The sequence below is a fragment of the Pseudomonas frederiksbergensis genome (assembly GCF_001952935.1).
GTDB classification, from domain to species: domain Bacteria; phylum Pseudomonadota; class Gammaproteobacteria; order Pseudomonadales; family Pseudomonadaceae; genus Aquipseudomonas; species Aquipseudomonas frederiksbergensis.
The window spans coordinates 2,643,939-2,668,729 of the sequence record NZ_CP018319.1; the positions used below are offsets into that span (position 1 = coordinate 2,643,939).

Below are 24,791 nucleotides of genomic sequence, written 5' to 3' on the forward strand. Positions count from 1 at the left end.
GAGAGAGTTTTCATGAAGCTAGTCACTGCCATCATCAAGCCGTTCAAACTGGACGACGTACGCGAGTCGCTGTCCGAGATCGGCGTGCAGGGCATTACCGTTACTGAAGTCAAAGGCTTCGGTCGGCAGAAGGGTCACACCGAGCTGTATCGCGGCGCGGAGTACGTGGTCGATTTCCTGCCCAAGGTGAAAATCGATGTCGCCATTGACGACAAGGATCTGGACCGGGTTATCGAGGCGATAACCAAGGCCGCCAACACCGGCAAGATCGGTGACGGCAAGATCTTCGTGGTCAATCTGGAACAGGCGATTCGCATCCGTACCGGCGAAACCGATACCGACGCAATCTAAGCCGCCACAAACCCAACGCCCCAGGAGAAAACAATATGACTCTGCGTAAATTCGCAGGGCTAGGAGCCCTGTTGTCCCTCGTAATGCCCAGCCTGGCTATGGCGGCAGACGAAGTGGCGGCCCCAGTCCTCAACTCCGGCGACACCGCCTGGATGATGACCTCGACAGCCCTTGTGCTGTTCATGACCATTCCCGGCCTCGCGCTGTTCTACGGCGGCATGGTTCGTTCGAAAAACATTCTTTCCGTGATGATGCAGTGCTTCGCCATTACCGGCTTGATCAGCATCCTGTGGGTCATTTATGGCTACAGCATTGCGTTCGACACCACCGGCATGGAACAGGGCGTCGTCAACTTCAATTCATTCTTCGGCGGCATGGGCAAGGCGTTCCTTGCCGGTGTCACGCCTTCGAGCCTGACCGGGCCGGCGGCGCTGTTCCCTGAAGCGGTGTTCATCACCTTCCAGATGACCTTCGCCATCATCACCCCTGCGTTGATCGTCGGTGCCTTCGCCGAGCGGATGAAGTTCTCCGCCATGCTGATCTTCATGGGCGTCTGGTTCACCCTGGTTTATGCACCGATCGCGCACATGGTCTGGTCCGGTAACGGCGGCCTGATGTGGGACTGGGGCGTGCTGGACTTCGCTGGCGGCACCGTGGTGCACATCAACGCCGGTGTGGCCGGTCTGATTGCCTGCCTGGTACTGGGCAAGCGCAAAGGCTTCCCGACCACCCCGATGGCGCCGCACAACCTCGGTTACACCCTGATGGGCGCCGCGATGCTGTGGTTCGGCTGGTTTGGCTTCAACGCCGGTTCCGCTGCCGCCGCCAACGGCACTGCCGGTATGGCGATGCTGGTGACCCAGATCGCAACCGCCGCCGCTGCATTGGGCTGGATGTTCGCCGAGTGGATCACACACGGCAAACCAAGTGCTTTGGGTATTGCATCGGGTGTTGTGGCCGGTCTGGTTGCGATTACGCCAGCCGCTGGCACCGTGGGCCCGATGGGCGCATTGGTCATCGGTCTGGCAGCCGGCGTGGTGTGCTTCTTCTGCGCCACCACCCTGAAACGCAAACTCGGTTATGACGACTCCCTGGATGCCTTCGGCGTGCACGGCATCGGCGGTATTCTCGGCGCAATCCTGACGGGTGTGTTCGCGGCACCGGCTCTTGGTGGCTTCGGTACCGTGACCGACATTGGTGCACAAGTCTGGATTCAGTGCAAAGGCGTGGGCTTCACGGTGATCTACACCGCGATCGTCACGTTCATCATCCTCAAGGTCCTGGACGCCGTCATGGGGCTGCGTATTACCGAAGAAGAAGAGGCTGTCGGCATCGATCTGGCACTCCACAACGAACGCGGCTACAACTTGTAAGCACGCGCATAAAAAATTTGCCCGGCTTGCCGGGCATTTTTTTGTCTGAAGTTTGTCAGTGAAGGAACTGCTGAAAGGTTTTTTCGTACACGTTTAGAGGCGTTTATGACGAGCGTTTTTCTGCGGCCAATGGCTTACATGATAGAAGGAATATTAGGGCCTTTGTTTTTTCCCAGAGCGCGCTAGAATGCGCCCCGAACGTGCGGAGAACTGTATGTGGCGACAGACTCTGATTACCCTGCGGGCGAGGCCCCGGGGCTTTCATCTGGTAACGGACGAGTTACTCGCCGGCTTGCCTGAACTCAAGGCATGTCGGGTCGGTCTGTTGCATTTGTGGCTGCAGCATACCTCGGCCTCGTTGACCATCAACGAGAACGCCGATCCGGCGGTACGTCGCGACTTCGAACGATTTTTCAATCGTCTGATCCCACAAGGAACAGACGGCTATGAGCATAACGACGAAGGCCTGGACGACCTCCCGGCGCACTTCAAGGCCAGCGTACTTGGCTGTCAGCTCAGTTTGCCGATTTCGGCAGGCCGACTGGCGCTGGGAACCTGGCAAGGCGTTTATCTGGGCGAGCACCGTGATTTTGGCGGTGCCCGTAAAGTCCTCGCCACCGTGCACGGTGAAGAGGCATAAAACTGCTGGTTACCAGCGGTGGTTGATTTTTTTCCGGCAGCCGTCGACAGACGGCGAAGCTGGGCTATAACTAATCTGCTTTTCGCAAGTCATGAGGTAGAACATGAGCGACGATGATCTGGAAAACGACGACCTCGAAGTAGGCGACGACGACGAAACCGAAGAAGGTCTGGAAACAGCAGCGGAAGACGTTGCTGACGACGATGGCGGTGAAGCGCCCGTTCCGACCGCTAAAGGCAAAGCCAAGGCAGCGGTGTCGGTCGATGAGCTGCCGAGCGTCGAAGCGAAAAACAAGGAGCGTGATGCTCTGGCGCGGGCCATGGAAGAGTTCCTGGCCAAGGGTGGCAAGGTGCAGGAAGTGGAGGCCAATGTGGTCGCCGATCCGCCCAAGAAGCCTGACAACAAGTACGGCAGCCGGCCTATCTGAGGCCGCCGCTTGCTTGCTGAAAAAGCCCGCCGTCGCTGCGGGCTTTTTCATGGGTAAAACAAAACTTTTGAGCCTGCGTCGATCCCCTGTGGGAGTGAGCCTGCTCGCGATAGCGGTGTGTCAGGCAATATAAATACTGAATGTCACTCCGCTATCGCGAGCAGGCTCACTCCCACAAGGGGAATATCGGTGATCTCAAGGTTAGTGTTGGGCGTTCCAGAGGGCCAATAACCCCGGCAACTCGGTCAAGCTGCGAATCTCGGCATCCGGTGCCTTTTCGGCTTCCCAAACCTTGCCGGCCGGGTTAAACCAGATCGCCCGCAATCCCGCCTGCTGGGCGCCGGCAATGTCATCGCCGGGATGATCGCCGATATGTACCGCTGTTTCGGCAGTCGCGCCGCCCCGCAGCAACGCTTCATGAAACAGTAGCGCATCCGGTTTGCCGATGCCGATGTCTTCGGCGCACAAGGCAAACTTGAAGTAATCCGCCAGCCCGAGCCGGCGCACATCGGCGTTGCCATTGGTGACCACGCCAAGGGCATAGTGATTGGCCAGCGCCTCCAGGGTCGGTTGCACCTCCGGGAAGATTTCCAGCTGATGCCGCGCATGCAGAAACACTTCAAAACTCTGATCGGCCAGGTCTGAAGCCTGACCCTGGTCGTAACCGGCCTCTTCCAGCGCGTGGAACAAGACTCGGCGGCGCAGGGCGCTGATGCGGTGCTTGAGGCTTGGTTCGCTGTTGAGGATCCGCTCGCGAATCGCCCACAAATGCTCCACCGGCACGGCGCCCAGGTTCGGTGCATGCTCGGTCAGCCATTCACGCAATACGGCTTCGGCGCTGACGATCACCGGGGCGGTATCCCACAGGGTGTCGTCGAGGTCGAAGGTGATCAATTGAATTCTCATGACTCATCGCCTTTGATGCGTTTGGCCCGTGGATGGGCGCTGTCGTAAACCGTCGCCAGGTGTTGGAAGTCCAGGTGGGTGTAGATCTGGGTGGTTTTGATGTCCGAATGGCCGAGCAATTCCTGAACCGCCCGCAGGTCCTGGGAGGACTCCAGTAAATGGCTGGCGAAGGAGTGCCGCAGCATGTGCGGATGCAGGTTTTGTCCCAGTTCGCGCTCGCCAGCGGCTTTAACCCGCACTTGAATCGCCCGTGGGCCGAGGCGCCGGCCTTGTTGGCTGACAAACACAGCGTCATCCGCCGGGTTGGTCATGGCCCGCAGTGGCAGCCACAACTCCAGCGCTTCGCGAGCTTTTTTGCCCACTGGCAACAGTCGAGTCTTGCTGCCCTTGCCCAGCACTTGAACCATGCCGTCGGCCAGGTCCAACTGGTCCAGATTGAGCCCGGTCAGCTCCGACAGCCGCAAACCTGAGGAATATAACAGCTCCAGGATCGCCTGATCCCGACGCGCCAGAAAATCATCTTCCACCGCGCCCTCAAGCAGTTGCAACGCACGGTCGGTGTCGAGGGTTTTTGGCAGCCGGCGTTCGCCCTTCGGCGGCGCCAGGCCGTTGGCCGGGTCGTGATCGCACAGACCTTCGCGGTTCAGATAGTGATAGAGCCCGCGCACTGCCGACAGCAGCCGCGCCAGGCTGCGGGACGATTGGCCTTGTGAATGCAGGCGTGCGATCAAGCTGCGCAGGCCCTGAATGTCCAGGGCCGCCCAGCTGCTGATGTTCTGTTTGACGCACCAGCCCAGCACTTTGTCGAGGTCGCGACGGTAGGCATACAGCGTGTGGAGCGACACCTGCCGCTCACTGCGCAAGTGTTCGCAGTAAGCGTCCAGTTGTCGTTCCATGGTCAGCGTACCGAGCGCAGGGAGGTGTTGACCCGTGGCAGCACGCGGCCCATGACTTCGGCGATGTAACTGAGGAACAGCGTGCCCACCGAACTCTTGTAGTGCTGCGGGTCGCGGCTGGCGATGGCCAGCACGCCATGGATACCCTGATGGCTGATGGCGACGACGGCGGTGGAGCCGATCTGCTTGCGCTGTTCTTCGCCAAACAAAAAGTCCAGTTCGTGTTCGCGCAGGCTGCCGCTGACGCTTTTGTCTTCCGAGAGCAAGCCGCCAATGGCCGTTTGCGCGTCGGCATGAGTCACCCAGCGGCCCACCGGCATCGGGTTGTCACCCAGCAGGATCAGGCTGACGAAGGGCACCTGGAAGTCCTGGCGCAGACTGTCTTCGACGCTGATTACCACGTCTTCCAGGCTGGTGGCGTCCATCAGCGCGAGAATCAGGCGGCGGGTCTTGTCGAAGAGGCGGTCGTTATCGCGGGCGACGTCCATCAAGTGCGAAAGGCGATGACGCAACTCGATGTTGCGGTCGCGCAGGATCGTCATCTGGCGTTCGACCAGCGAAATGGTGTCGCCGCGCTGGTGCGGAATACGCAAGGTTGCGAGCAGGTCTTCATGCTCGACGAAGAAATCCGGATGAGCCTCCAGGTACGCGGCAATCGCCGCCGCCTCAAGGCTTTCGGAAGGGGATTCGTCGGGCTGTAGGGCGGGAACCTGGGGCTTATCTTTCATGGATTCGACTCTCTCAAAGACGCACTTGTCCTTCATAAACGCGCACTGCCGGGCCGGTCATCATGACCGGTTGGCCAGGGCCTGCCCATTCAATGGACAAACGCCCGCCAGGCAGGTCGATCAATAGCGGCGAATCCATCCACCCCTGGCTGATCGCGGCCACTGCGGCAGCGCAGGCGCCGGTTCCGCACGCCTGGGTTTCCCCGGCCCCGCGTTCCCAGACGCGCAATTGCGCGCGGTTTCGGTCGATGACCTGGAGAAAGCCGACATTGACCCGCGCCGGAAAGCGCGGATGGTTCTCGATTTTCGGTCCCAGTTCATGCACCGGTGCATTGTTGATGTCGCTGACTCGCAGCACGGCATGGGGGTTGCCCATGGAGATGGCGGCCAGTTCGATCGCCGTGCCATCGACGTCGATCTTATAACTCAGGGCCTGTTCCGGCGCGTCGAACGGGATGTCGGCTGGCACCAGGCGCGGTGCGCCCATGTTGACACCGATCTGCCCGTCGTTGCGGACATCCAGTTCGATGATGCCGCTTTTGGTCTCGACACGGATCTGCCGCTTCGCCGTCAGGCGCTTGTCGAGCACGAAGCGTGCGAAACAGCGCGCACCGTTGCCGCACTGTTCTACTTCGGAGCCGTCGGCGTTGAAGATCCGGTAACGGAAATCCACGTCCGGGTTGCTCGGCGCTTCGACGATCAGCAACTGGTCGAAACCGATCCCCGTGTGCCGATCGCCCCATTGCTTGGCGTGTTTGGGCAGGATGTGCGCATGCTGGCTGACCAGGTCAAGGACCATGAAGTCATTGCCCAGGCCGTGCATCTTGGTAAAACGCAGCAGCATGGGTTTACTCCGGCAGCAGGCTTTCGCCAGCAAACAACTCGGCTACCGTCTCACGGCGACGCACTTCAAATGCCTGATCACCGTCCACCAACACTTCAGCGGCACGGCCGCGGGTGTTGTAGTTGGAACTCATGACAAACCCGTAGGCACCGGCCGAATGCACGGCCAGCAGATCGCCTTCTTCCAGGGCCAACTCACGATCCTTGGCCAGGAAGTCGCCGGTCTCGCAGATCGGGCCGACGATGTCGTAGGCGCGAGCGACGCTGTTGCGCGGGCGCACGGCGGTGACGTCCATCCAGGCTTGATACAGCGCCGGGCGGATCAGGTCGTTCATGGCCGCGTCGACGATGGCGAAGTCTTTGTGTTCGGTGTGCTTGAGGTACTCGACCTGGGTCAACAGCACGCCGGCGTTGGCGACGATAAAGCGACCCGGCTCGAACACCAGCGCCAGGTCACGACCGTCGAGACGCTCGCGCACGGCTTTGATGTAGTCGGCAGCCAATGGCGGCTCTTCATCGCGATAACGCACGCCCAAACCACCACCGAGATCGATGTGGCGCAGGTAAATGCCGCAATCGCCGAGGCGGTCGACCAGGCCCAGCAGGCGGTCGAGGGCATCGATGAACGGCGGCAGGGTGGTCAGTTGCGAACCGATGTGGCAATCGACGCCGACCACTTCCAGGTTTGGCAGTTGGGCGGCGCGGATGTACACGTCTTCGGCGTCGGCGATGGCGATGCCGAACTTGTTCTCTTTAAGACCGGTGGAAATGTACGGGTGAGTGCCGGCGTCGACATCCGGGTTCACGCGCAGCGAGATCGGCGCGCGAACGCCCAGCTCGGCGGCGACGACTTGCAGACGTTCCAGCTCATCGGTGGATTCGACGTTGAAGCAATGCACGCCAACTTCAAGCGCACGACGCATGTCGTCACGGGTCTTGCCGACACCGGAGAACACGATCTTGTCAGCAGTGCCACCAGCGGCCAGTACGCGCTCCAGTTCGCCACGGGAAACGATGTCGAAACCGGCGCCCAAACGCGCCAGGACATTCAGTACACCCAGGTTGGAGTTGGCCTTGACCGCAAAGCAGACCAGGTGCGGCATGCCGGCCAGCGCATCGGCGTAAGCCAGGTACTGGGCTTCGATGTGCGCGCGGGAGTAGACGTAGGTCGGTGTACCAAAGCGCTCGGCGATGGCGGACAGGGCAACCCCTTCCGCGAACAGCTCACCGTCACGGTAGTTAAAAGCGTCCATGGCGTTCCCTTAGTAGACGTCGTGCTTGTGGGCTTTCGACGGAGTCTGCTGCGACGATTTGGCTTGCTCTGCAGGGTCCTGATTTTCATCAGGTAGATACAGCGGGCCTTTTTGACCACAGGCCGACACAAGGCAAGCAACCGCGACGAGCGCAGCAAGGGAAGAGATCAGGCGCTTCATGGCGAAATCCTTGAAAATGCGTTAATTGCGCCGGAGTATACCGGCCACCCGGCAGCTTGCCTATGCAACGGGGCTCCCGTCCGGCGGGGCTTCGCACGATGCCTGCCAGTTATGTGCAATCCATTGTGGGAGCGGGCTTGCTCGCGAAAGCAGTGGTTCAGGCAACAAAGATGTTGAAGGTGCTGGCCTCTTCGCGAGCAAGCCCGCTCCCACAGGTACAGTGTTTGATGTACCTATATCGGCCCTTGGTCGTTATCCTTTGCAATCACCGGGGCTCGCCCGTATCTTGCGGCGCTTGAGCGTGAGTAGACACTTTTTGAGGTTCCCGCAATGAGTTTGACTGAAGCCCGTTTCCACGACCTGGTCGATGCCACCCAGCAGGCGCTGGAGGATATTTTTGACGAGTGTGACCTGGATATCGATCTGGAGAGCTCGGCCGGTGTGCTCACCGTCAAGTTCGAAAACGGCAGCCAATTGATCTTCAGTCGTCAGGAACCCCTGCGTCAGCTATGGCTGGCGGCCGTGTCCGGCGGGTTCCACTTCGATTACGACGAAGAGAGCAAGCGCTGGATGTGTGACAAGAGCGACGAACAACTCGGCGAGATGCTCGAGCGCATCGTCAAGCAGCAAGCTGACGCCGAGCTCGATTTCGAAGGTCTGTGAGATCGTGACCCAGCCTGCGCCCGTTCGTCCGCCAAAACCGCTCTACAGCAATGTCAGCCCGGCGGTGGCTTCGCCGTGCAGCGGCGTGTGTCGGCTGGATGAGCAGAAGGTCTGCCTTGGGTGTTTTCGCCATGTCGAAGATATCCGCGAATGGCGTTCGGCCGATGACGATCGGCGACGCTTGATTTGTGCGCAGGCTGCACAACGCAAAGCTTTGGCTTAAGGGCTTTTGTGGCGAGGGAGCTTGCTCCCGCTCGGCTGCGCAGCAGTCGTGAACTTTTCGGGGCCGCTGCGCGCCCCAGCGGGAGCAAGCTCCCTCGCCACAAAGTTACTCGCCAACCCTAAAGAGGGCGTTCAGCGGCCTCACTTGTATATTTTTTGAGCTGTGATAGTGTCCAGAAACGCCTCAACCCATCGAGGCTCGTGAAAACCCCGCCTTTTTCTGGCGGGGTTTTGCTTTTTCTGTGCAGAAGAAAGGAGTCTGCCCAAATCATGACCGCACCTTCAATCACCCTTACCCGTCTGGACGTGCAACGTCTGGAGCGCCTGATCGACAGCCTGGATGACTCGCTGCCGGGCGTTATCGCGCTGCAAACCGAACTGGACCGCGCCGATAGCGTGGTCGGTCACGATGAAGTGCCCGCCGATGTCGTGACCATGAACTCCCGTGTGCATTGCCGTGAAGAAGGCAGCGGCAAGGACTATCACCTGACGCTGGTTTATCCGAAGGATGCCAATGCCGACGAAGGCAAGATTTCCATTCTGGCGCCAGTGGGCAGTGCCTTGCTGGGCTTGAAGGTGGGTCAGCACATCGACTGGCCGGCTCCGGGCGGCAAGACGCTGAAACTGACCCTGCTGGAAGTCGAATCGCAGCCGGCCGAGGGCGGCCACTTCCCCGAGTAAATCCTCAGACCTGCTCGAGCGCCTCGTTCAATGCGCGCTCCAGATCAGCCTTGTAGCGCAAATACAAAATGCTTGAACTCTGACCATCACCGAGCAGGCCCGACAGGTCCAGGTCGGTGATGTAGCAGCGATAGCGTTCGGTTTCACGGCGCTGCTCGACGATTTCCCGGGCGACCACGCTGAACAGTCGTTCGCCATGTTCCAACTCTGAAAATTCCCGCTGATTGCAATACAACGTGACCTGCACCTGCCCCGGTGCGGCTTTGCCGACAATCGCCTGCACGTCGTAGAACGGTTTGTTGACCGGGGTTTGCGGCGCTGGCCGGGATTCGACCCGACGCGCCCTTACGGGGCCGGAGGGCAGCAGTTGGTAATACAAGATGTCCAGACTCTGGGGCTGGGCGACTTCCATCGGCAGCAAGGCGTCGCGTCGGTACTGGATCGATTGCAGGAAACGTTGCAGCGGCACCAGCAGGCTTTGCTCGTCGTGGTAAGGCAAGCGCTGCTGCCACAGGACATTGAGTTCATCCAGCACGTACAGGTCGGCGTGGTATTCGTTGATCCGGTAGAACACCTGAATGCAATCGGGCTGCCCCATTGGCAGGACCAGCGCCAGGTCGTGGTCTTCCAGCACCATCGGGTCCAGGTGCAGCGGGCTATAGCTTGCCCGCTCTTCGCCCAGGTAATCGATCAGCGCCGGCAGCGTGTCCAGGGCGATATGTTTGACCTTGCCGGGCACCAGTTCGAGCACGTGGTAGTGCTGCTGGACTTGAATCAGGTAGCGATGATTGAGTTGGCTCAACAGCAGGTTCTGCGCGGTGTCGAGGATCTCTTCGACTCGCCGGGCAATAAACTGTGCGCGGTTGTGGCAGAAGCATCGAACCCGCAACGTGGGTTGTTGTAGCCCGCCGGGCAGGTTGTTGAGGTAATCGCGCACGCAGTCGAGCAGCGCGTGAGGGCCGTCGAAGCGGCTGACCAGCACTTCGTTCCAACTGTTGAGCGTGACCTGATCGAGGGTCAGAACCAGGTTTTCCCGGACGCCGGCGTAACTCAGGGAGTCGGTGCGCTCGGTGGTCATCAGGATGTTCAGGTCGCGGTGGTGCTTGAGTGGATCGACGCCGACGTTCACCAGAATCAGCACTTCGCTAGGCACACTCGCGCGCAGTAACTGTTCTTCGGCGACGGTTGTCAGCGGCAGCGCGATGCTCTGTTGCAAGCTGCCGAGCAGGTTGAACAGTTCGAACTCGCTCAGGTCGCTGGTGCCGGGATGCAAGGCCAGGCGAGTGCTGCTGTCGATCACGCCGTTGCGGTGACACCAGGTCAGCAGTTCCAGCAGTTGGCGGCTGCGCTTGATCGGTGCGAAATGCTCCCATTCGAGGGCTGTCAGGCTGCCGTTGTACAAACCCCACTGAGTTTGACCCGATTCTTTCTTGTTCGGCGCGTGCACCAGCGTGAGGGTGTCTTCGGCCAGATCCGGGGCGATGCCAGGGTTGATGAACTCGATCTTGTCGGCCTTGCGCTCGAACGCTGCGTACAGCCGTCGACCCAGTACGTTGAGGTCGCGCTTGTTGATCAGGCTGACAGTCTGTTCGTTGCGGGCGAATTGGGTCAGGAAACGGTAGCTGTAATTGAGCTCCTTGACCAAGGCCCTGCGTTCAGAGCCGACCTGACGGACTTTCCACTGACTGCGGCTGTCGAGCAGGGCCAGTTGACGATGATCCCACTGCCATTCGTGGGCCAGACGTTCGAGCAACGAGCGCTGCCAGCTCTGCGTGCGGCTGTTGCTGCCGGTGAGTTTGCGATTGACCTTCAGGTACAACGCCCGGCGCACCAGCTCCAGGCGTTCCGGCTCGCCGCGGGCGGTGAGGTATTCCTCGATGCGTCGGTAAACCACGATGTACGGATCCAGCTCATCAAGGTCGAGCTGATTGGCAAACACCGCTTGCTTGAAGCGCAGGCTCAGGCAATGAACCTTGGGATGTTCGCTGGCGTACACCTCGATCAGCAGCAGTTTGAGTACCGATTTGTAGGGCGACTCGATGCCTTTGAACAACTGCCAGAGCCCGGCGCCGATAAATTCGCCGGGCGGGATATTGGCCAGATGGCCCAGGTCGAGGGTTTCATCGGCACGGATGAAGCGCTTGGACATCAGCGTGTGGGTGTAACGGTCGTAGCTCGCTTCTTCGTAGACGGGCACCAGCCACCAGATGGGCGTGCGTCCGGCCAGCCAGATCGCGGTGCGATAAAACTCGTCCAGCAGCAGATAGTGCTGGGTGGTGCCGCAGTCTTCCGAGCTCAGTTGCGTATCACGTTCGCCGCGTACGAAACGGGTCGGGTCGATCAGGAAGAAATGTGCCTCGGCGCCCTGACTGGCAGCCCAGGTTTCGAGGAGCTGGCATTTTTTGCGCAGTTCAGCGAGCTCGCTTTCGCTCAAGTCCGGCCCGTGACAGACCCACACGTCCATGTCGCTCTGGTCGGCCTGGGCGAGAGTGCCGAGGCTGCCCATCAGGAACAGGCCATGAATCGGTCGCGGGGGATTGCTGCCGTGGCGGGGTTTATAGGAAAACGAGCGGGTCAGGCGTTGGGCTTCGGCGAGGGTGTTGGCGTCGGGTTCGTAATTCGACAGCCCGGCCGGCGCACTGCCCGAAACGTACCCCGGCAACAGCGGATGATTGACGTGGAAAAACAGCGGCAACAAGGTCAGCACCGCTTGCTGGCGGGTTGACAGCCCTTCCATGGCGCGGGCCATACGGCCTTCGTTGAGCTTCAGAAAACGTGCGCGCAGCTGGCTGAGAACCTTGCGGTCGATTCCCTCGTCCAGATCGGGGCGGATTTCATGGGTCATGTCAGCTCAAACCGGCTCGCGGGGCTCAGACGTGATTGTCTGCGGATGAGGGGCAGTTTAGCGCCTCGGCTCCAGGACTTTTAAGCTGATTTTGTTTTTCTGGCGTCAGATTTTTACGCGGGGCGACGGCAGGCAACAGGGCAGGTAACGAAATGTGCCCGCGGAAATCCCGTAGCAGGGGTTTCCGTGGGCGCGACGGTAATGCTCAGGCAGTTTCCCGGACGTTGAGAATGGTCAGAACGGTTTGCACATTTTGCGCGGCGTCACGACCCAGACTGGTCAGATAACCACCATCTGGCTGGGTGATCAGTTCTTTGTCGAACAGTCTTTGGGCGGCGGCAATGGCTTTCGGGGCAGCGGTCTGATGAATTTTCAAACCTTCCTGGGAACTGTCCAGGTTGAAGAGTGCGAGGATTTCCAGTTCGGCAACCAACTCAGGGGTAAGCGACATAAGGACTCCAGACTTTCTAGGAATTGGACGACAGCGCCCCTAAGGTGATCCCACTCGGGCGGCATGTCCAGTGCTCGCGACAGGGTTTTTTCGCCTTGGGAAGCATTCCCCGGTGGGTGGTGCGGCAGCGGGGTGGGTTCAGTGTAGTCAGGGGCTGGGGGAGGGCGGGACTGATGGGTGACAATTTGTGTGGAAACGGGCTCTTGTGGTTGTGGAGGTTGCCTGTGGCGAGGGGATTTAGCGAAACGTCGCACCGCCCCGTTGGGTCGCGAAGCGGCCCCAAAAAGCTCACGACTGCTGCGCAGCCGAACCGGGGGCAAGCCCCCTCGCCACAGAAGCCAGCGTCCAACAAGTAGCGGTTATTTCTTTTCGGGCGGCAACTCTGGCAATGCACGCAGCGCAGCTTCGTACCACTCGGTGTTGAACGCGCGGTCTTCTTCGAGGATCGCGTCGATTTCCACGGCCAAAACGTGGGCCATCAGATTGAGGATTTCTTCACGTTCGTAACCCACCAGGGTCAGCTTGTTGAAGGTGGCCTTGGCGGCTGGCGGATTGTCGCTTTCGATCTGGTTTTCGATGGCTTCGACCAGGGTGTTTTCGGCGAACTCTTCTTCGTCGATCTCGTCGTTGTTGATGCCGGGGGTTGGCTCGCTCATGGCAGGCTCCTCAAGTTAAGGCGGCCAGTTTACCTGCATTCAGCGCTGTGATGCTGCTGGCAAGAAACGTCGCGGCATTCTATAAAAGGCACCTGCCAACCCCGCACGGCCTGGAGGCGATGTGATGCTCAAGCTTTATGGATTTTCCGTCAGCAACTACTACAACATGGTCAAGCTGGCGCTGCTCGAGAAGGGACTGCCTTTTGAAGAGGTACTGTTTTACCCGGGGACGAGCCCCGAGGCATTAGCCATCAGCCCTCGCGGGAAGGTGCCGGTGCTGGGTGTCGAACAAGGTTTCATCAACGAAACCAGCGTGATTCTCGAATACCTCGAACAAAGCCAGAAAGGTACGCCGCTGTTGCCGAGCGATCCCTTTGAGCGTTCGCAGGTGCTGGCACTGGCCAAGGAAATCGAGCTGTACATCGAATTGCCGGGGCGTGCCTGCTACGCCGAAGCATTTTTCGGCATGACGGTGCCGGATGCAATCAAGGACAAGACCAAGGCCGAGTTGCTGCTGGGGTTTGCCTCACTGGGCAGGCACGGCAAGTTCACCCCTTATGTGGCAGGTGACAGCCTGAGCATTGCGGATTTGTATTTCCTCTACAGCGTGCCGTTGGCCTGTGCGGTGGCGCAGAAGCTGTTTGACCTGGATTTGCTGGCGGAGATGCCGGCGGCCAAGGCGCTGCTGGAGCGTCTGGGGCAGAACCCGCATGTGCAGCGGATTGCGAAGGACAAGGAAGCGGCGATGCCTGCGTTTTTGGCGATGGTCGCGTCTAAGAAGTAGGTTTTTGCAGCGTCTTCAAGACCGCTTTCGCGGCTCGCTCCCACAGGGGAATGCATTCCAAATGTGGGAGCGAGCCTGCTCGCGAAGCTTTTAGCGGTTTAGCGGTTTAGCGGTTTAGCGGCTGGCGAGCAATGCCTGGCCGCGAGCCACAGCCTTCTTCACCTGTGCCGGCGCAGTACCGCCGATGTGGTCACGGGCATTCACCGAGCCTTCCAGGGTCAGCACGGCGAACACGTCCTGATCGATCTGGTCGCTGAACTTGCGCAGCTCTTCCAGGCTCATTTCCGCCAGGTCTTTACCGCTTTCCACGCCGTACTTCACGGCATGGCCAACGATTTCGTGGCAGTCACGGAACGGCAGGCCACGGCGAACCAAATAGTCGGCCAGATCGGTGGCGGTGGAGAAGCCGCGCAGGGCTGCTTCACGCATCATCGCGTGCTTGGGTTTGATCGCCGGGATCATGTCGGCAAAGGCCCGCAGCGAGTCGCGCAACGTGTCGGCGGCGTCGAACAGCGGCTCTTTATCTTCCTGGTTGTCCTTGTTGTAGGCCAGTGGCTGGCCTTTCATCAGGGTCAGCAGGCCCATCAGGGCGCCGAATACGCGACCGGTCTTGCCACGCACCAGCTCCGGGACGTCCGGGTTTTTCTTTTGCGGCATGATCGAGCTGCCGGTGCAGAAACGGTCCGGCAGATCGATGAACTGGAACTGCGCGCTGGTCCACAGCACCAGCTCTTCGGAGAAACGCGACAAGTGCATCATCGCGATGCTCGCAGCCGAACAGAACTCGATGGCGAAGTCGCGATCGGACACGTTGTCCAGCGAGTTGCCGCCCACGGCGTCGAAACCCAGCAGTTGAGCGGTGTATTCGCGGTCGATCGGGTAGGTGGTGCCCGCCAGTGCGGCGCTGCCCAGCGGCATGCGATTGGTACGTTTGCGGCAGTCGACCAGACGCTCGTAGTCGCGGCTGAGCATTTCGAACCAGGCCAGCATGTGGTGCCCGAAAGTTACCGGCTGCGCGGTTTGCAGGTGAGTGAAGCCCGGCATGATGCTGCCGGCTTCACGCTCGGCCTGTTCCAGCAAGCCTTTTTGCAGGCGGGTGATTTCGCTCAAGATCAGGTCGATCTCGTCCCGCAGCCACAGGCGGATGTCGGTGGCGACCTGGTCGTTACGGCTGCGACCGGTGTGCAGCTTTTTACCGGTGACGCCGATGCGGTCGGTCAGGCGCGCTTCGATGTTCATGTGCACGTCTTCGAGGTCGATGCGCCAGTCGAACTGGCCGGCCTCGATTTCACCCTGGATGGTCTTCAGGCCATCAGTGATGCTGTCGCGCTCGGCATCGGTCAGCACGCCGACCTTGGCCAGCATCGTGGCGTGAGCGATCGAGCCCATGATGTCGTGGCGATACAGTCGCTGGTCGAAAGTGACGGAGGCGGTGAAGCGGGCGACGAAGGCGTCGACGGGTTCACTGAAGCGGCCGCCCCAGGACTGATTGGTCTTGTCAGTGCTCATGAATTCGCTCGTGTCGGCTGAAGAAAGATGGCGTAGAAAGCTGTCGCGGATAATAACAGGGTTGCCAATCCTGTCGGTGACACTGGTCGATACGTTTTTTTCTCAGGTGGCGGGCCATACTCGAATCAATGCCGAGGCGGATTTGCGCAACGATATTTTTCAATTGAGCAATATCGTGCCGGCAACCGTCTACAGTTGGACAGTAGGATCAGCGCACTTCCAGACGCTGCAGCTGACCATAAGAAGAGGGGGTGTTCATATTGTGTATCAACAAACCCTACGGTGAAGCCTCGCCAATGCGGGCCAGGACCGCCAAACGCACGACAGATGAAAATTTAGCCGTCGGTCGGGCGGCACTTTTTGGCCCTCGCGCTAGTCTTAGCGTGGATCGCGGTGACGGACGTCACTTCACCTGTCTACGCTATCCTTGTGCGAGACTCACGCAGGAATCCAGCGCAATATGAATGTCCTGATCGTTGATGACGAACCCCTTGCCCGCGAGCGCCTGAGCCGAATGGTTGGCGAACTCGAGGGATACAGTGTCCTGGAGCCTAGCGCCACGAACGGCGATGAAGCGTTGGCTCTGATCGACAGCCACAAACCCGATATCGTGCTGCTCGATATCGGCATGCCGGGCCTCGATGGCTTGCAAGTGGCTGCACGATTGTGCGAACGCGAAACCCCGCCCGCCGTGGTGTTTTGCACAGGCCCCGATGAATTTGCCGTGGAAGCCTTACAGGCCAGCGCCGTAGGCTATCTGGTGAAACCTGTGCGTACAGAACAATTACATGAAGCGTTGAAAAAAGCCGAGCGGCCCAATCGCGTCCAGCTCGCGGCCCTGACCCGTCCCGCCGCCGAAAGTGGCAGCGGCCCACGCAGCCACATCAGCGCTCGAACCCGTAAAGGCATCGAGCTGATCCCGTTGGGTCAGGTGGTCTATTTCATTGCGGATCACAAATACGTGACCTTGCGCCATGAAGGCGGCGAAGTGCTGCTGGATGAGCCGCTCAAGGCCCTTGAAGATGAATTTGGCGACCGCTTCGTGCGAATCCACCGCAACGCGCTGGTCGCCCGCGAACGCATCGAACGCCTGCAACGCACGCCTCTGGGGCATTTTCAGCTGTTCCTCAAAGGCTTGAACGGCGACGCCCTGATCGTCAGCCGACGGCATGTGGCCGGCGTGCGCAAGATGATGCAACAGCTTTAATCCGCCATTTACGGGCGGGTTTCATCCCGATTGCTGGATGCCTGAGGCCAGGGAGGCCACGCGGTTTTCTGATACAAGTCAAAGTGGATTTGGCTGAGCTGTTATTATCCGCCGTATCTATTCAGTACGGATTGATCCATGTCCTCTCGCGAAATCCGCATCGCCACCCGTAAAAGTGCACTCGCCCTGTGGCAGGCCGAATACGTCAAAGCCCGTCTGGAAGAGGCCCATCCGGGTCTGCTCGTGACGTTGGTGCCCATGGTCAGTCGCGGTGACAAGTTGCTCGACTCGCCACTGTCGAAAATCGGCGGCAAGGGCCTGTTCGTCAAAGAACTGGAAACCGCGTTGCTGGAAAACGAAGCCGACATCGCGGTGCACTCCATGAAAGACGTGCCGATGGACTTCCCTGAAGGCCTCGGTCTGTTTTGCATCTGCGAGCGCGAAGACCCGCGCGATGCATTCGTCTCCAACACCTACACCAGCCTGGACGAATTGCCGCAAGGCAGCATCGTCGGCACCTCCAGCCTGCGCCGTCAGGCCCAGTTGCTGACCCGTCGCCCAGACCTGGAGATTCGTTTCCTGCGCGGCAACGTCAACACGCGCCTGGCCAAGCTCGATGCCGGCGAATACGACGCCATTATCCTCGCTGCTGCCGGCCTGATTCGTCTGGGCTTTGAAGATCGCATCACCTCGGCCATCAGCGTCGACGACAGTCTGCCGGCCGGTGGCCAAGGTGCGGTGGGTATCGAATGCCGCAGCATCGACAGCCAAATTCACGCGCTGTTGGCACCGCTTCACCATCAGGACACCGCCACCCGCGTGACCGCCGAACGTGCTCTCAACAAACATTTGAATGGTGGCTGCCAAGTGCCGATCGCCTGCTATGCCGTGCTTGAAGGCGAACAAATCTGGTTGCGCGGTCTTGTCGGAGATCCGAACGGCGGCCTGCTGCTCAGCGCCGAAGCTCGTGCGCCACGTAGCGATGCCGAAGCCCTGGGCGTGCAAGTGGCTGAAGATCTGCTGAGTCAAGGCGCCAACGACATCTTGAAAGCAGTCTACGGCGAGGCAGGTCACGAGTGACGGCTTGGCGCCTGCTGCTGACGCGTCCCGCGGATGAGTCGGCGGCGCTGAGCGGCTTTTTGGCCGAAAAGGGGATTTTCAGCAGCAGTTTGCCGCTTTTGGAGATCGAGCCGATTCCTGCCTCTGACACAATGCGCGAGATGATTCAGGGGCTGGATCGCTATTGCGCAGTGATTGTCGTCAGCAAGCCGGCTGCCAGAATTGCCGTGGATCTGCTCGACAGGTATCGGCCGCAACCCCCTCGTTTGAAGTGGTTCAGCGTAGGCGCAGCCACCGCGCAGATCCTCGAGGAGCGCGGGTTGGACATCAGCTTTCCGGTGGAGGGCGATGACAGCGAAGCCTTGCTTGAACTTCCGCAGTTGCGCGAAGCAATCGCGCGGCCCGGTCCGCGCGTGCTGATCATGCGCGGGGAGGGCGGGCGCGAGTTGCTGGCTGAGCGTTTGCGTGAGCTTGGTGCTAGTGTCGAGTATCTGGAGTTGTACCGCCGCGACCTGCCGCAGTACCCGCCGGCAGCGCTGCCTGACCGGATCGAAGCGGAACGCTTGAACGGGCTGGTGGTCAGCAGTGGACAGGGTTTTGAGCACCTGCATCAATTGGCCGGCGATGCCTGGCCGCAGTTGTCGCGGTTGCCGTTGTTTGTTCCAAGCCCCAGGGTCGCCGAGCTGGCACGTGCCGCCGGGGCCCAAACAGTTGTGGATTGTCGTGGCGCCAGTGCCGCGGCATTGCTGACGGCGTTACGGGAGCATCCCGGACCCGTTCTCTAATGCAAAGGATGGATACGTGAGCGAAACAGCCTTGCCTAAAGATGACGTCCAGCCAGTGCTCGATGCACCGGTTGAAGCACCGGTTGAAACCGGGCCACCTGCTGCAGAGCAGCGCCGAGGCAATGGGCTGGCAATCGTCGCGCTGCTGCTGGGCGCTGCCGGTGTTGCCGTGGGCGGTTGGGGTGTCTGGCAGGTGCGTCACCTGCAAGCCAATACTCAACTGCAGTTGAGCCAGGTCCAGGCATTGAACGATCAGGCGCAGGAGCTGAAGCTCAATGAACAACGCCTGACGGCTCGCCTGGAACAAATGCCGGCCGCCGACGAGCTCGACGCGCGCAGTCGTTTGGTCACTCAGCTTCAAGGTGATCAGCAACGCTTGAACCAACGTCTGGAAACCGTTCTGGGCGCCAGCCGCAAGGATTGGCGCCTGGCCGAGGCCGAGCATCTGCTGCGTCTGGCCAGCCTGCGTCTTTCCGCGTTGCAGGACATCAGCAGTGCCCAGGCTTTGGTCCAGGGTGCCGATGAAATTCTGCGCGAACAGAACGACCCAGGCTCTTTTGCCGCTCGCGAGCAAGTAGCCAAGACACTGGTGGCATTGCGTAGCACCCAGCAGCCGGATCGCACCGGTCTGTTCCTGCGATTGGGGGCGTTGCGCGATCAGGTGATCAGCCTCACCGAGCTGGCACCCGAGTACAAGGACCGTGGTGAATCCCTGTTGGGTCTCACTGCTGATGGCGACGGCGCCAGTCGTTGGGCGCAATGGTGGGATCAGGTCTCGCGCTACATCCGCATCGACTTCAACGCCGACAAGAATGTGCGTCCATTGCTGGCCGGGCAGAGCCTGAGCCAGGTGCGCCTGGCCCTGAGCCTGGCGCTGGAGCAGGCGCAATGGGCCGCGCTCAACGGCCAGGCCGCGGTTTATACCCAGGCGCTGGCCGAAGCGCGGGACGTACTTAAAGGTAACTTCAACCCGGACAACCCTCAGAGCAAAGTGATGCTTGAGCAGGTTGGCGAGTTGAGCAAGCAACCGGTCACCGTCGTCACGCCAGACCTGACCGGCACGCTGAGTGCGGTTCAGGGGTATCTGGAGCGGCGTAACGTCAACGCCGAGGACTCGATCAAACCGATGGCCAAACCTGCCGCGGACACCGTTCAGGAGGCGACGCCATGAAACGCCTCTATGTAATCGTGTTCCTGGTGATCGCCGCTGCTGCCGCGCTGGGGCTGGCGATCGCCGAGCATTCCGGTTACGTGCTGATCGCCTACAAAAGCTTCCGTTACGAATCGAGCCTGTGGGCAACCCTGGCGTTGGTCGCTGTGCTCTGGCTGGTGTTCTGGGGCATCAAGGCGTTGATCGAACTGGTGATGACCTCCAGCGGCGTGGTCAATCCCTGGTCGCGGCGCAATCGCAGTCGCCGGGTGCAGGTGGCGATTGAACACGGTCAGCTGGATCTGGCCGAAGGTCGCTGGGCCAGTGCGCAGCGTCATCTGCATCGGGCTGCGGAAGCCGAGCGCCAGCCGCTGCTTTACTACCTCGGCGCTGCCCGGGCCGCGAACGAACAAGGGCAATACGAGGAAAGCGACAATTTGCTCGAGCGCGCTCTGGAGCGACAGCCCCAGGCAGAGTTGGCCATTGCCCTGAGTCACGCGCAACTCCAGACCGACCGCGGCGATACCGATGGCGCCCTGGTGACCTTGCAAGCCATGCACGAGCGTCATCCTCATAACGTCCAGACCTTGCGCCAGTTGCAGCGCTTGCACCAACAGCGCGGCGACTGGTCGGCCGTGATTCGCCTGCTGCCGGAGCTACGCAAGGACAAGGTCCTGCCAGCGTCCGAGCTGGCCGAACTGGAGCGCCGGGCCTGGGGGGAGAACCTGTCCCTGGCGGCGCATCAAGAAGCAGACGGAACGGTCGGCTTGCAATCGCTCAATCGCGCCTGGCAGCAACTGACCTCAGCTCAGCGTCAGGAGCCGCAACTGGTGCTCGCTTATGCCGAGCAACTTCGGCAACTGGGGGCTCAGGTCGAGGCCGAAGAGATCCTGCGAACAGCGCTCAAACGCAACTACGACAGTCATCTGGCGCGCCTCTACGGACTCGTTCGCGGCAGCGATCCGGCCCGTCAACTGCACACCGCCGAAGGCTGGCTCAAGGATCATCCGGCCGACCCGAGCCTGCTGCTGACCCTGGGGCGCTTGTGTCTGCAAAGCAGCCTTTGGGGCAAGGCGCGGGATTATCTGGAAAGCAGCCTGCGCGTGCAGCGAAACCCGGAAGCCTGTGCGGAACTGGCGCGGCTGCTGGCGCAGCTGGGTGACACTGAACGCAGCAATCAGTTGTTCCAGGAAGGCCTGGGTTTGCTGGACGAGCGCCTGTTGGCGGCACCGTTGCCGGTTCCTGTTCACGCTTGAAGAGCGGATGACGGGTCGCTCCAAGGAGCGACCCAGCCGCCTGCAAATTGTCGGTATTTTCCCTTTGTAGTCCGTAAACGGCAAAGTCCTACAGAGGACTACACCTAATCCTCTCGTTCCTGTCGGGAATTCCCTACACTTCTGTTGAAGTGTCCCCGCTGGCCTGCCTTGAAAGCCTGCGGCGCTTTCCTCTACCGTAACCGCCTGTCTCTACTGTTACGGAAATGCCATGTCTTTGGCCTGCTCACGCTCCTTGTTTTTCATGGCTTTCATTGCAGGTGCCCTGGCCTTGGGCGTGTCCTATTACCTGGAATATGCGGTCGGCCTCAAGCCTTGCGGGTTGTGCCTGTTGCAGCGCTTTTGCCTCGCGTTGCTCACGGGTGTCTGCCTCGTGGCTTCGGTGCATGGGCCCGGCCGCTTCGGGTCTTTCCTGTATTGGGTACTCGGACTGTTTTGCAGTCTGGCGGGTACGATCACGGCATGGCGCCAGGTTTTGCTGCAGAGCGATCCCACGCATCAGCTGTTGACGTGTCCGCCTGATCTGGCGGTTCCGTACGAGGACATGCCCTGGTTTTGCCAGGTGACACAGATGTTCAAAGGGGTGGCCGAGTGCGCGGAGATTTCCTGGACACTGTTCGATCTGAGCATTCCTGAATGGAGTCTGCTGCTCTTCATGGCGATGACGATTTTAGGTATTTATCAGTTGCTGCGTCTTGCCTGGAAAGCGTGTCAGCGACCGCTCAGCGGCGGTTCGTCGCATCGGGCGCTGGCGGGTGATTAAACACTTGTATGAACTTTATCTCCTGCGTACCTTGAAGCCATTGTCGCGCGGGCATAATCTGGCCCGCACGTGTCATTGGAATTATGTTGCTCGAATGACGCTCTGCCTGGCCGATACTTGATTTTCAAGTGTGCGACGGGTGTAGGGCAGCATGACCCACAAGGGAAGAGAGATCACCATGCTCGAAAGTTGTCAGAATGCTCAGGAACGTTGGGGTGGAGTGCATCTGCTGATCGATCGCTGGTTGCAGGAGCGTCACGAACTGGTTCGGGCCTATGATGCTCTCGGCGCCAAGCCTGAGGCGCTGGGTGAGAACCGTAAGCCGTTGCAGGAATTCTGCGGCGTGCTGGTCGATTACGTGTCTGCCGGGCACTTCGAGATCTACGAACAGCTGACCGGTGAAGCCAAGGCGTTTGGTGACACTCGCGGGCTTGAGTTGGCCGAAACCATCTACCCTCGCATCGATGTCATCACCGAGAAACTGCTGGCGTTCAATGACCTGTGTGATGCAGGTCAATGCGTGGCAGAGAAATTCAAAGAGCTGGGTGGCCTGTTGCACGAGCGCTTCGAACTGGAGGACTGTCTGATCGAAGTGTTGCACACCGCTCACAAGGAAGAAGACCCGGTTCAGGCCTGAACCTCCTTCCTGCAAGACCTGCAAAAACGGTGCGCTATGCGCGCCGTTTTTCGTTTCCGGTATTCAGCCTGTGACACCGCGCAGTTCGACTTCGAATACCAGCGGTGTGAACGGCGCAATCAGGTCGCCGGCACCCTCGGCGCCATAGGCTTCGGCCGATGGAATCACCAAGCGCCATTTCGCACCGACCGGCATTTGCTGTAACGCGCTGCGCCATCCGCTGATCACGCTGTCGAGACTGAACCACTGCGGCTGACTGTTCTGATCGAACACCGTGCCGTCGGGAAGTCGGCCGATATACAGCACCTGGACTTTGCCGTTGGGGCCGGCTTTGGCACCCGTGCCTGGCGCCAACTCGGTTAGCAATATCCCATCGGCCAGCTCACGAACGCCCGGTCTGGCTTTTTCCTCGGCGAGAAAAGCCTGCTCTTTTTCGAGGGCGATTTCGCTTTGCGGCATGCTCGGTTGCAAGGCGACCTGGGCTTCGTGCTCGGCAAGAATCTGTTCGATCTGCTCATCTTTCAGTGCCAGGGGTTTGCCTTGATAGGCTTGTTGCAAGCCTTGGATCAGCGCCTGCAGTTGCAGATCAGGAACCTCCTGGCGCAGGCGTTCGCCGAGACTTGCACCCAGGCTGTAAGAGAGATCATGAGTGTCATTTCCCTGGGTTTTTTCGGCGGCCTGGGCCACTGAAAAAAACACGCACAGAGATAAAAAAAGGTAGCGCGACATGGGCACTCTCCGACCTGAGATGCGGGGGATTATGCCAGTGTGAATGCGCTCGACGGTGAACTGGTTTTGCGCAACCGCAGAAGAATTTCAATCCGTTGCAACGCAGCGCTTTGGATACTGTCAACATGCCCTAGCGGCGGTAGCAGCAGAGGTCTAGTATGAGCCGCACCCACGTCAGCCAGGAGGTAAACCATGTCGGCCACCAAGAAGCCTGTAAATACCCCGTTGCACTTACTCCAACAACTCTCGGGCAGCTTGCTCGAGCATCTGGAAAACGCTTGTTCCCAAGCCTTGGCTGATGCTGAAAAACTGCTCGCCAAACTGGAAAAGCAACGCGGAAAAGCGCAAGAAAAACTGCACAAATCCCGTACCAAATTGCAGGACGCTGCGGCGGCCGGCAAGGCCAAGGCACAAGCCAAGGCCAAGGGCGCGGTGAAGGAGCTTGAGGACTTGCTCGATGCCCTCAAGAATCGTCAATCCGAAACTCGCAGCTACATTCTGCAACTCAAGCGCGATGCTCAAGAAAGCCTGAAACTGGCCCAGGGCGTCGGTCGTGTACAAGAGGCTGTCGGCAAGGCGTTGTCCCTGCGTTCGGCCAAGCCTGCTGCGGCTCCTGCCAAAAAAGCCGCTGCCAAACCGGCTGCTGCAAAAGCACCGGCCAAGCCTGCTGCCAAACCGGCCGCCAAAGCACCGGTGAAAGCCGCAGCAAAACCAGCAGCAAAACCTGCGGCGAAAAAACCAGTCGCTGCCAGCGCTGCGAAACCGGCGGCTAAAACAGCCGCTGCCAAACCTGCCGCCAAGCCAGCCGCTGCCAAAACAGCTGCCGCTAAACCGGCTGCAAGAACCGCTGCTGCTAAATCCGCGGTGGCGAAAACTGCAGCGACGAAAACAGCTGCCAAACCGGCTGCAAAAACTGCCGCTGCGAAACCTGCTGCCAAGCCTGCCGCGAAATCAGTCGCGACTAAAACTGCGGCCAAGCCAGCTGCAAAACCAGCTGCAAAACCAGCTGCAAAAGCTGCAGCCAAACCGGCTGCCAAAACTGCTGCTGCAAAACCTGCCGCAGCCAAGCCAGCCACTGCTGCAAAACCTGCCGCAGCGAAACCAGTAGCCAAACCTGCCGCTGCCAAACCGGCTGCAAAACCAGCGGTGAAAAAACCCGTTGCCGCCAAGCCAGCCGCCGCGCCAGTTGCCAAGCCAGCCAACCCGGCTCCGGCAGCAACGTCTGCTTTAGCAGCGGCTACCTCGACAGCCACGCCAGCGCCAACGCCGGCCGCCGCATCGATCGCAGCAACCACCCCAACCAGCGCTTCCTAAGTGCCGGTTGCCGCGACGCGCAGCTGATGCAGCGCGTCGCGGTCCAGGTGGACGGCACCCGCCGCCACACCTTCCAGCCAGGCCGATAGATCGGTCGCCTCATCCTGCGGCCAACTCAACGCCAATCGATCCAGTCGCACCAACAGATGTCGCTCGGCTTGCAGCTCGAGTGCCTTCACTTGTTCGCGTAACGCATTCAGTTCGCTATCGTCAGTGGCAACGACTTTCCAATTCACCCGCAAGGCTCGCAGCGGTTGCACCACGTCTGCGTCCCACGGCTCGGCCACGCTACGCAATTGCTGCAATCGGTGCTCGTTACAGGTGACGCCACGTTCTCCCAGCCACAGCCCGCACAGCAGCAAGCACACATTGATACCCGCCGACTGCAATTGCAGGCACGCGGGTTCAACGCCGGGACGGGCGTAAGTACTAAGGGAAAAGCTCCACAGGTCAGAGGACATAGTG

Annotated in this window: 28 protein-coding genes and 1 pseudogene; 17 read left to right on the top strand and 12 right to left on the bottom strand. The window is 60.0% G+C overall.

Translation table 11 applies throughout. From position 1 onward, the window contains the following. Positions 1-12 precede the first annotated feature (12 nt). From glnK to sutA, 4 genes are all read left to right on the top strand, one after another. Positions 13-351 (top strand): P-II family nitrogen regulator, encoded by a 339-nt coding sequence (gene glnK / locus PFAS1_RS12165; RefSeq protein ID WP_002555808.1) that lies wholly within the window; start codon positions 13-15, stop codon positions 349-351. A 35-nt stretch (positions 352-386) separates the two neighbouring features. Then, positions 387-1,724 carry an ammonium transporter gene (locus tag PFAS1_RS12170; RefSeq protein WP_076029316.1) on the top strand — a complete coding sequence of 446 codons (1,338 nt, stop codon included), beginning with the start codon at positions 387-389 and terminating at the stop codon, positions 1,722-1,724. A gap of 214 nt (positions 1,725-1,938) precedes the next feature. Next, a complete protein-coding gene (locus PFAS1_RS12175; RefSeq protein ID WP_076029317.1) occupies positions 1,939-2,364 on the top strand; it encodes a secondary thiamine-phosphate synthase enzyme YjbQ in 426 nt (141 codons plus the stop codon). A gap of 103 nt (positions 2,365-2,467) precedes the next feature. Continuing rightward, positions 2,468-2,791 (top strand): transcriptional regulator SutA, encoded by a 324-nt coding sequence (sutA, locus tag PFAS1_RS12180; RefSeq protein WP_046045079.1) that lies wholly within the window; start codon positions 2,468-2,470, stop codon positions 2,789-2,791. Between the two features lie 201 nt (positions 2,792-2,992). Here the strand turns inward: sutA and PFAS1_RS12185 are convergent, their stop codons facing one another. Genes PFAS1_RS12185 through lptM form a run of 6 tightly spaced genes read right to left on the bottom strand, consistent with a single transcriptional unit; the run spans position 2,993 to position 7,597 of the window. Continuing rightward, on the bottom strand, positions 2,993-3,697 hold the full coding sequence (locus PFAS1_RS12185; protein WP_076029318.1) for an HAD family hydrolase: 705 nt from the start codon (positions 3,695-3,697) through the stop codon (positions 2,993-2,995). Then, positions 3,694-4,593 carry a tyrosine recombinase XerC gene (xerC, locus tag PFAS1_RS12190; protein ID WP_076029319.1) on the bottom strand — a complete coding sequence of 300 codons (900 nt, stop codon included), beginning with the start codon at positions 4,591-4,593 and terminating at the stop codon, positions 3,694-3,696. Before xerC ends, PFAS1_RS12185 begins: the two co-directional genes overlap by 4 nt. Positions 4,594-4,595: 2 nt before the next feature. Further along, a complete protein-coding gene (locus tag PFAS1_RS12195) occupies positions 4,596-5,321 on the bottom strand; it encodes a DUF484 family protein (RefSeq protein WP_074871905.1) in 726 nt (241 codons plus the stop codon). A gap of 13 nt (positions 5,322-5,334) precedes the next feature. Then, positions 5,335-6,165: a diaminopimelate epimerase gene (dapF, locus tag PFAS1_RS12200; RefSeq protein ID WP_076029320.1), complete on the bottom strand. Its 831-nt coding sequence runs from the start codon at positions 6,163-6,165 to the stop codon at positions 5,335-5,337. Positions 6,166-6,169: 4 nt separating this feature from the next. Further along, the gene (gene lysA / locus PFAS1_RS12205; protein WP_076029321.1) at positions 6,170-7,417 is read right to left on the bottom strand and encodes a diaminopimelate decarboxylase; all 1,248 of its coding nucleotides are present in this window, start codon (positions 7,415-7,417) and stop codon (positions 6,170-6,172) included. A gap of 9 nt (positions 7,418-7,426) precedes the next feature. Beyond that, on the bottom strand, positions 7,427-7,597 hold the full coding sequence (gene lptM / locus PFAS1_RS12210; RefSeq protein WP_074871901.1) for an LPS translocon maturation chaperone LptM: 171 nt from the start codon (positions 7,595-7,597) through the stop codon (positions 7,427-7,429). Positions 7,598-7,927: 330 nt separating this feature from the next. Here lptM and cyaY point away from each other — a divergent pair, with 330 nt between their 5' ends. The 3 genes from cyaY (at position 7,928) to rnk (ending at position 9,163) form a co-directional block, all read left to right on the top strand. Next, positions 7,928-8,260 carry an iron donor protein CyaY gene (gene cyaY / locus PFAS1_RS12220; RefSeq protein WP_046053810.1) on the top strand — a complete coding sequence of 111 codons (333 nt, stop codon included), beginning with the start codon at positions 7,928-7,930 and terminating at the stop codon, positions 8,258-8,260. 4 nt (positions 8,261-8,264) lie between these two features. Continuing rightward, entirely contained in the window at positions 8,265-8,483 is a 219-nt protein-coding gene (locus PFAS1_RS12225; protein WP_076029323.1) for a DUF1289 domain-containing protein, read from the top strand. Positions 8,484-8,752: 269 nt separating this feature from the next. After that, the gene (gene rnk, locus PFAS1_RS12230) at positions 8,753-9,163 is read left to right on the top strand and encodes a nucleoside diphosphate kinase regulator (RefSeq protein WP_076029324.1); all 411 of its coding nucleotides are present in this window, start codon (positions 8,753-8,755) and stop codon (positions 9,161-9,163) included. Between the two features lie 4 nt (positions 9,164-9,167). On the opposite strand, the gene PFAS1_RS12235 is transcribed toward rnk, so the two are convergent. From PFAS1_RS12235 to PFAS1_RS12245, 3 genes are all read right to left on the bottom strand, one after another. Further along, positions 9,168-12,008 (bottom strand): class I adenylate cyclase, encoded by a 2,841-nt coding sequence (locus PFAS1_RS12235; RefSeq protein ID WP_076029325.1) that lies wholly within the window; start codon positions 12,006-12,008, stop codon positions 9,168-9,170. Between the two features lie 205 nt (positions 12,009-12,213). Next, positions 12,214-12,459: a TIGR02647 family protein gene (locus PFAS1_RS12240; protein ID WP_008150272.1), complete on the bottom strand. Its 246-nt coding sequence runs from the start codon at positions 12,457-12,459 to the stop codon at positions 12,214-12,216. Positions 12,460-12,818: 359 nt separating this feature from the next. Next, positions 12,819-13,115, bottom strand: a complete 297-nt coding sequence (locus PFAS1_RS12245; protein ID WP_074871893.1) for a hypothetical protein — start codon at positions 13,113-13,115, stop codon at positions 12,819-12,821. A 124-nt stretch (positions 13,116-13,239) separates the two neighbouring features. Between PFAS1_RS12245 and PFAS1_RS12250 the strand changes: the two genes are divergently transcribed. Next, on the top strand, positions 13,240-13,899 hold the full coding sequence (locus tag PFAS1_RS12250) for a glutathione S-transferase family protein (protein ID WP_076029326.1): 660 nt from the start codon (positions 13,240-13,242) through the stop codon (positions 13,897-13,899). Between the two features lie 114 nt (positions 13,900-14,013). Here the strand turns inward: PFAS1_RS12250 and argH are convergent, their stop codons facing one another. After that, positions 14,014-15,408: an argininosuccinate lyase gene (gene argH, locus PFAS1_RS12255; protein ID WP_033060676.1), complete on the bottom strand. Its 1,395-nt coding sequence runs from the start codon at positions 15,406-15,408 to the stop codon at positions 14,014-14,016. A 144-nt stretch (positions 15,409-15,552) separates the two neighbouring features. On the opposite strand from argH, the pseudogene PFAS1_RS30395 reads away from it, so the two are divergent. The 8 genes and pseudogenes from PFAS1_RS30395 to PFAS1_RS12290 all read left to right on the top strand — a co-directional run. Next, positions 15,553-15,872 (top strand): annotated as a pseudogene (locus tag PFAS1_RS30395) (sensor histidine kinase); the annotation flags it as partial. Then, positions 15,869-16,615: a LytR/AlgR family response regulator transcription factor gene (locus PFAS1_RS12260; RefSeq protein WP_046045093.1), complete on the top strand. Its 747-nt coding sequence runs from the start codon at positions 15,869-15,871 to the stop codon at positions 16,613-16,615. The pseudogene PFAS1_RS30395 and the gene PFAS1_RS12260, both read left to right, overlap by 4 nt. Positions 16,616-16,753: 138 nt before the next feature. Further along, positions 16,754-17,695, top strand: coding sequence for a hydroxymethylbilane synthase (gene hemC / locus PFAS1_RS12265; protein ID WP_076029327.1), 942 nt, complete (start codon positions 16,754-16,756; stop codon positions 17,693-17,695). Next, the gene (locus tag PFAS1_RS12270; RefSeq protein WP_076029328.1) at positions 17,692-18,459 is read left to right on the top strand and encodes a uroporphyrinogen-III synthase; all 768 of its coding nucleotides are present in this window, start codon (positions 17,692-17,694) and stop codon (positions 18,457-18,459) included. Before hemC ends, PFAS1_RS12270 begins: the two co-directional genes overlap by 4 nt. A gap of 16 nt (positions 18,460-18,475) precedes the next feature. Beyond that, a complete protein-coding gene (locus tag PFAS1_RS12275; protein WP_076029329.1) occupies positions 18,476-19,630 on the top strand; it encodes a uroporphyrinogen-III C-methyltransferase in 1,155 nt (384 codons plus the stop codon). Further along, positions 19,627-20,865 carry a heme biosynthesis protein HemY gene (locus PFAS1_RS12280; protein WP_074871886.1) on the top strand — a complete coding sequence of 413 codons (1,239 nt, stop codon included), beginning with the start codon at positions 19,627-19,629 and terminating at the stop codon, positions 20,863-20,865. The genes PFAS1_RS12275 and PFAS1_RS12280 overlap by 4 nt, the downstream gene beginning before the upstream one ends. 229 nt (positions 20,866-21,094) lie before the next feature. After that, complete coding sequence (locus tag PFAS1_RS12285; protein ID WP_074871884.1) at positions 21,095-21,646, top strand: disulfide bond formation protein B; 552 nt, start codon at positions 21,095-21,097, stop codon at positions 21,644-21,646. Between the two features lie 178 nt (positions 21,647-21,824). Continuing rightward, positions 21,825-22,283: an Rsd/AlgQ family anti-sigma factor gene (locus PFAS1_RS12290; RefSeq protein WP_033053386.1), complete on the top strand. Its 459-nt coding sequence runs from the start codon at positions 21,825-21,827 to the stop codon at positions 22,281-22,283. Between the two features lie 63 nt (positions 22,284-22,346). Here PFAS1_RS12290 and PFAS1_RS12295 read toward each other — a convergent pair whose 3' ends face one another. Beyond that, a complete protein-coding gene (locus PFAS1_RS12295) occupies positions 22,347-23,012 on the bottom strand; it encodes an FKBP-type peptidyl-prolyl cis-trans isomerase (protein WP_076029330.1) in 666 nt (221 codons plus the stop codon). A gap of 192 nt (positions 23,013-23,204) precedes the next feature. Here PFAS1_RS12295 and PFAS1_RS12300 point away from each other — a divergent pair, with 192 nt between their 5' ends. Further along, positions 23,205-24,326 (top strand): AlgP family protein, encoded by a 1,122-nt coding sequence (locus PFAS1_RS12300; RefSeq protein WP_076029331.1) that lies wholly within the window; start codon positions 23,205-23,207, stop codon positions 24,324-24,326. Here PFAS1_RS12300 and PFAS1_RS12305 read toward each other — a convergent pair. Beyond that, the gene (locus tag PFAS1_RS12305; protein ID WP_076029332.1) at positions 24,323-24,787 is read right to left on the bottom strand and encodes a TIGR02444 family protein; all 465 of its coding nucleotides are present in this window, start codon (positions 24,785-24,787) and stop codon (positions 24,323-24,325) included. The genes PFAS1_RS12300 and PFAS1_RS12305 overlap by 4 nt on opposite strands. Positions 24,788-24,791: the final 4 nt, after the last annotated feature.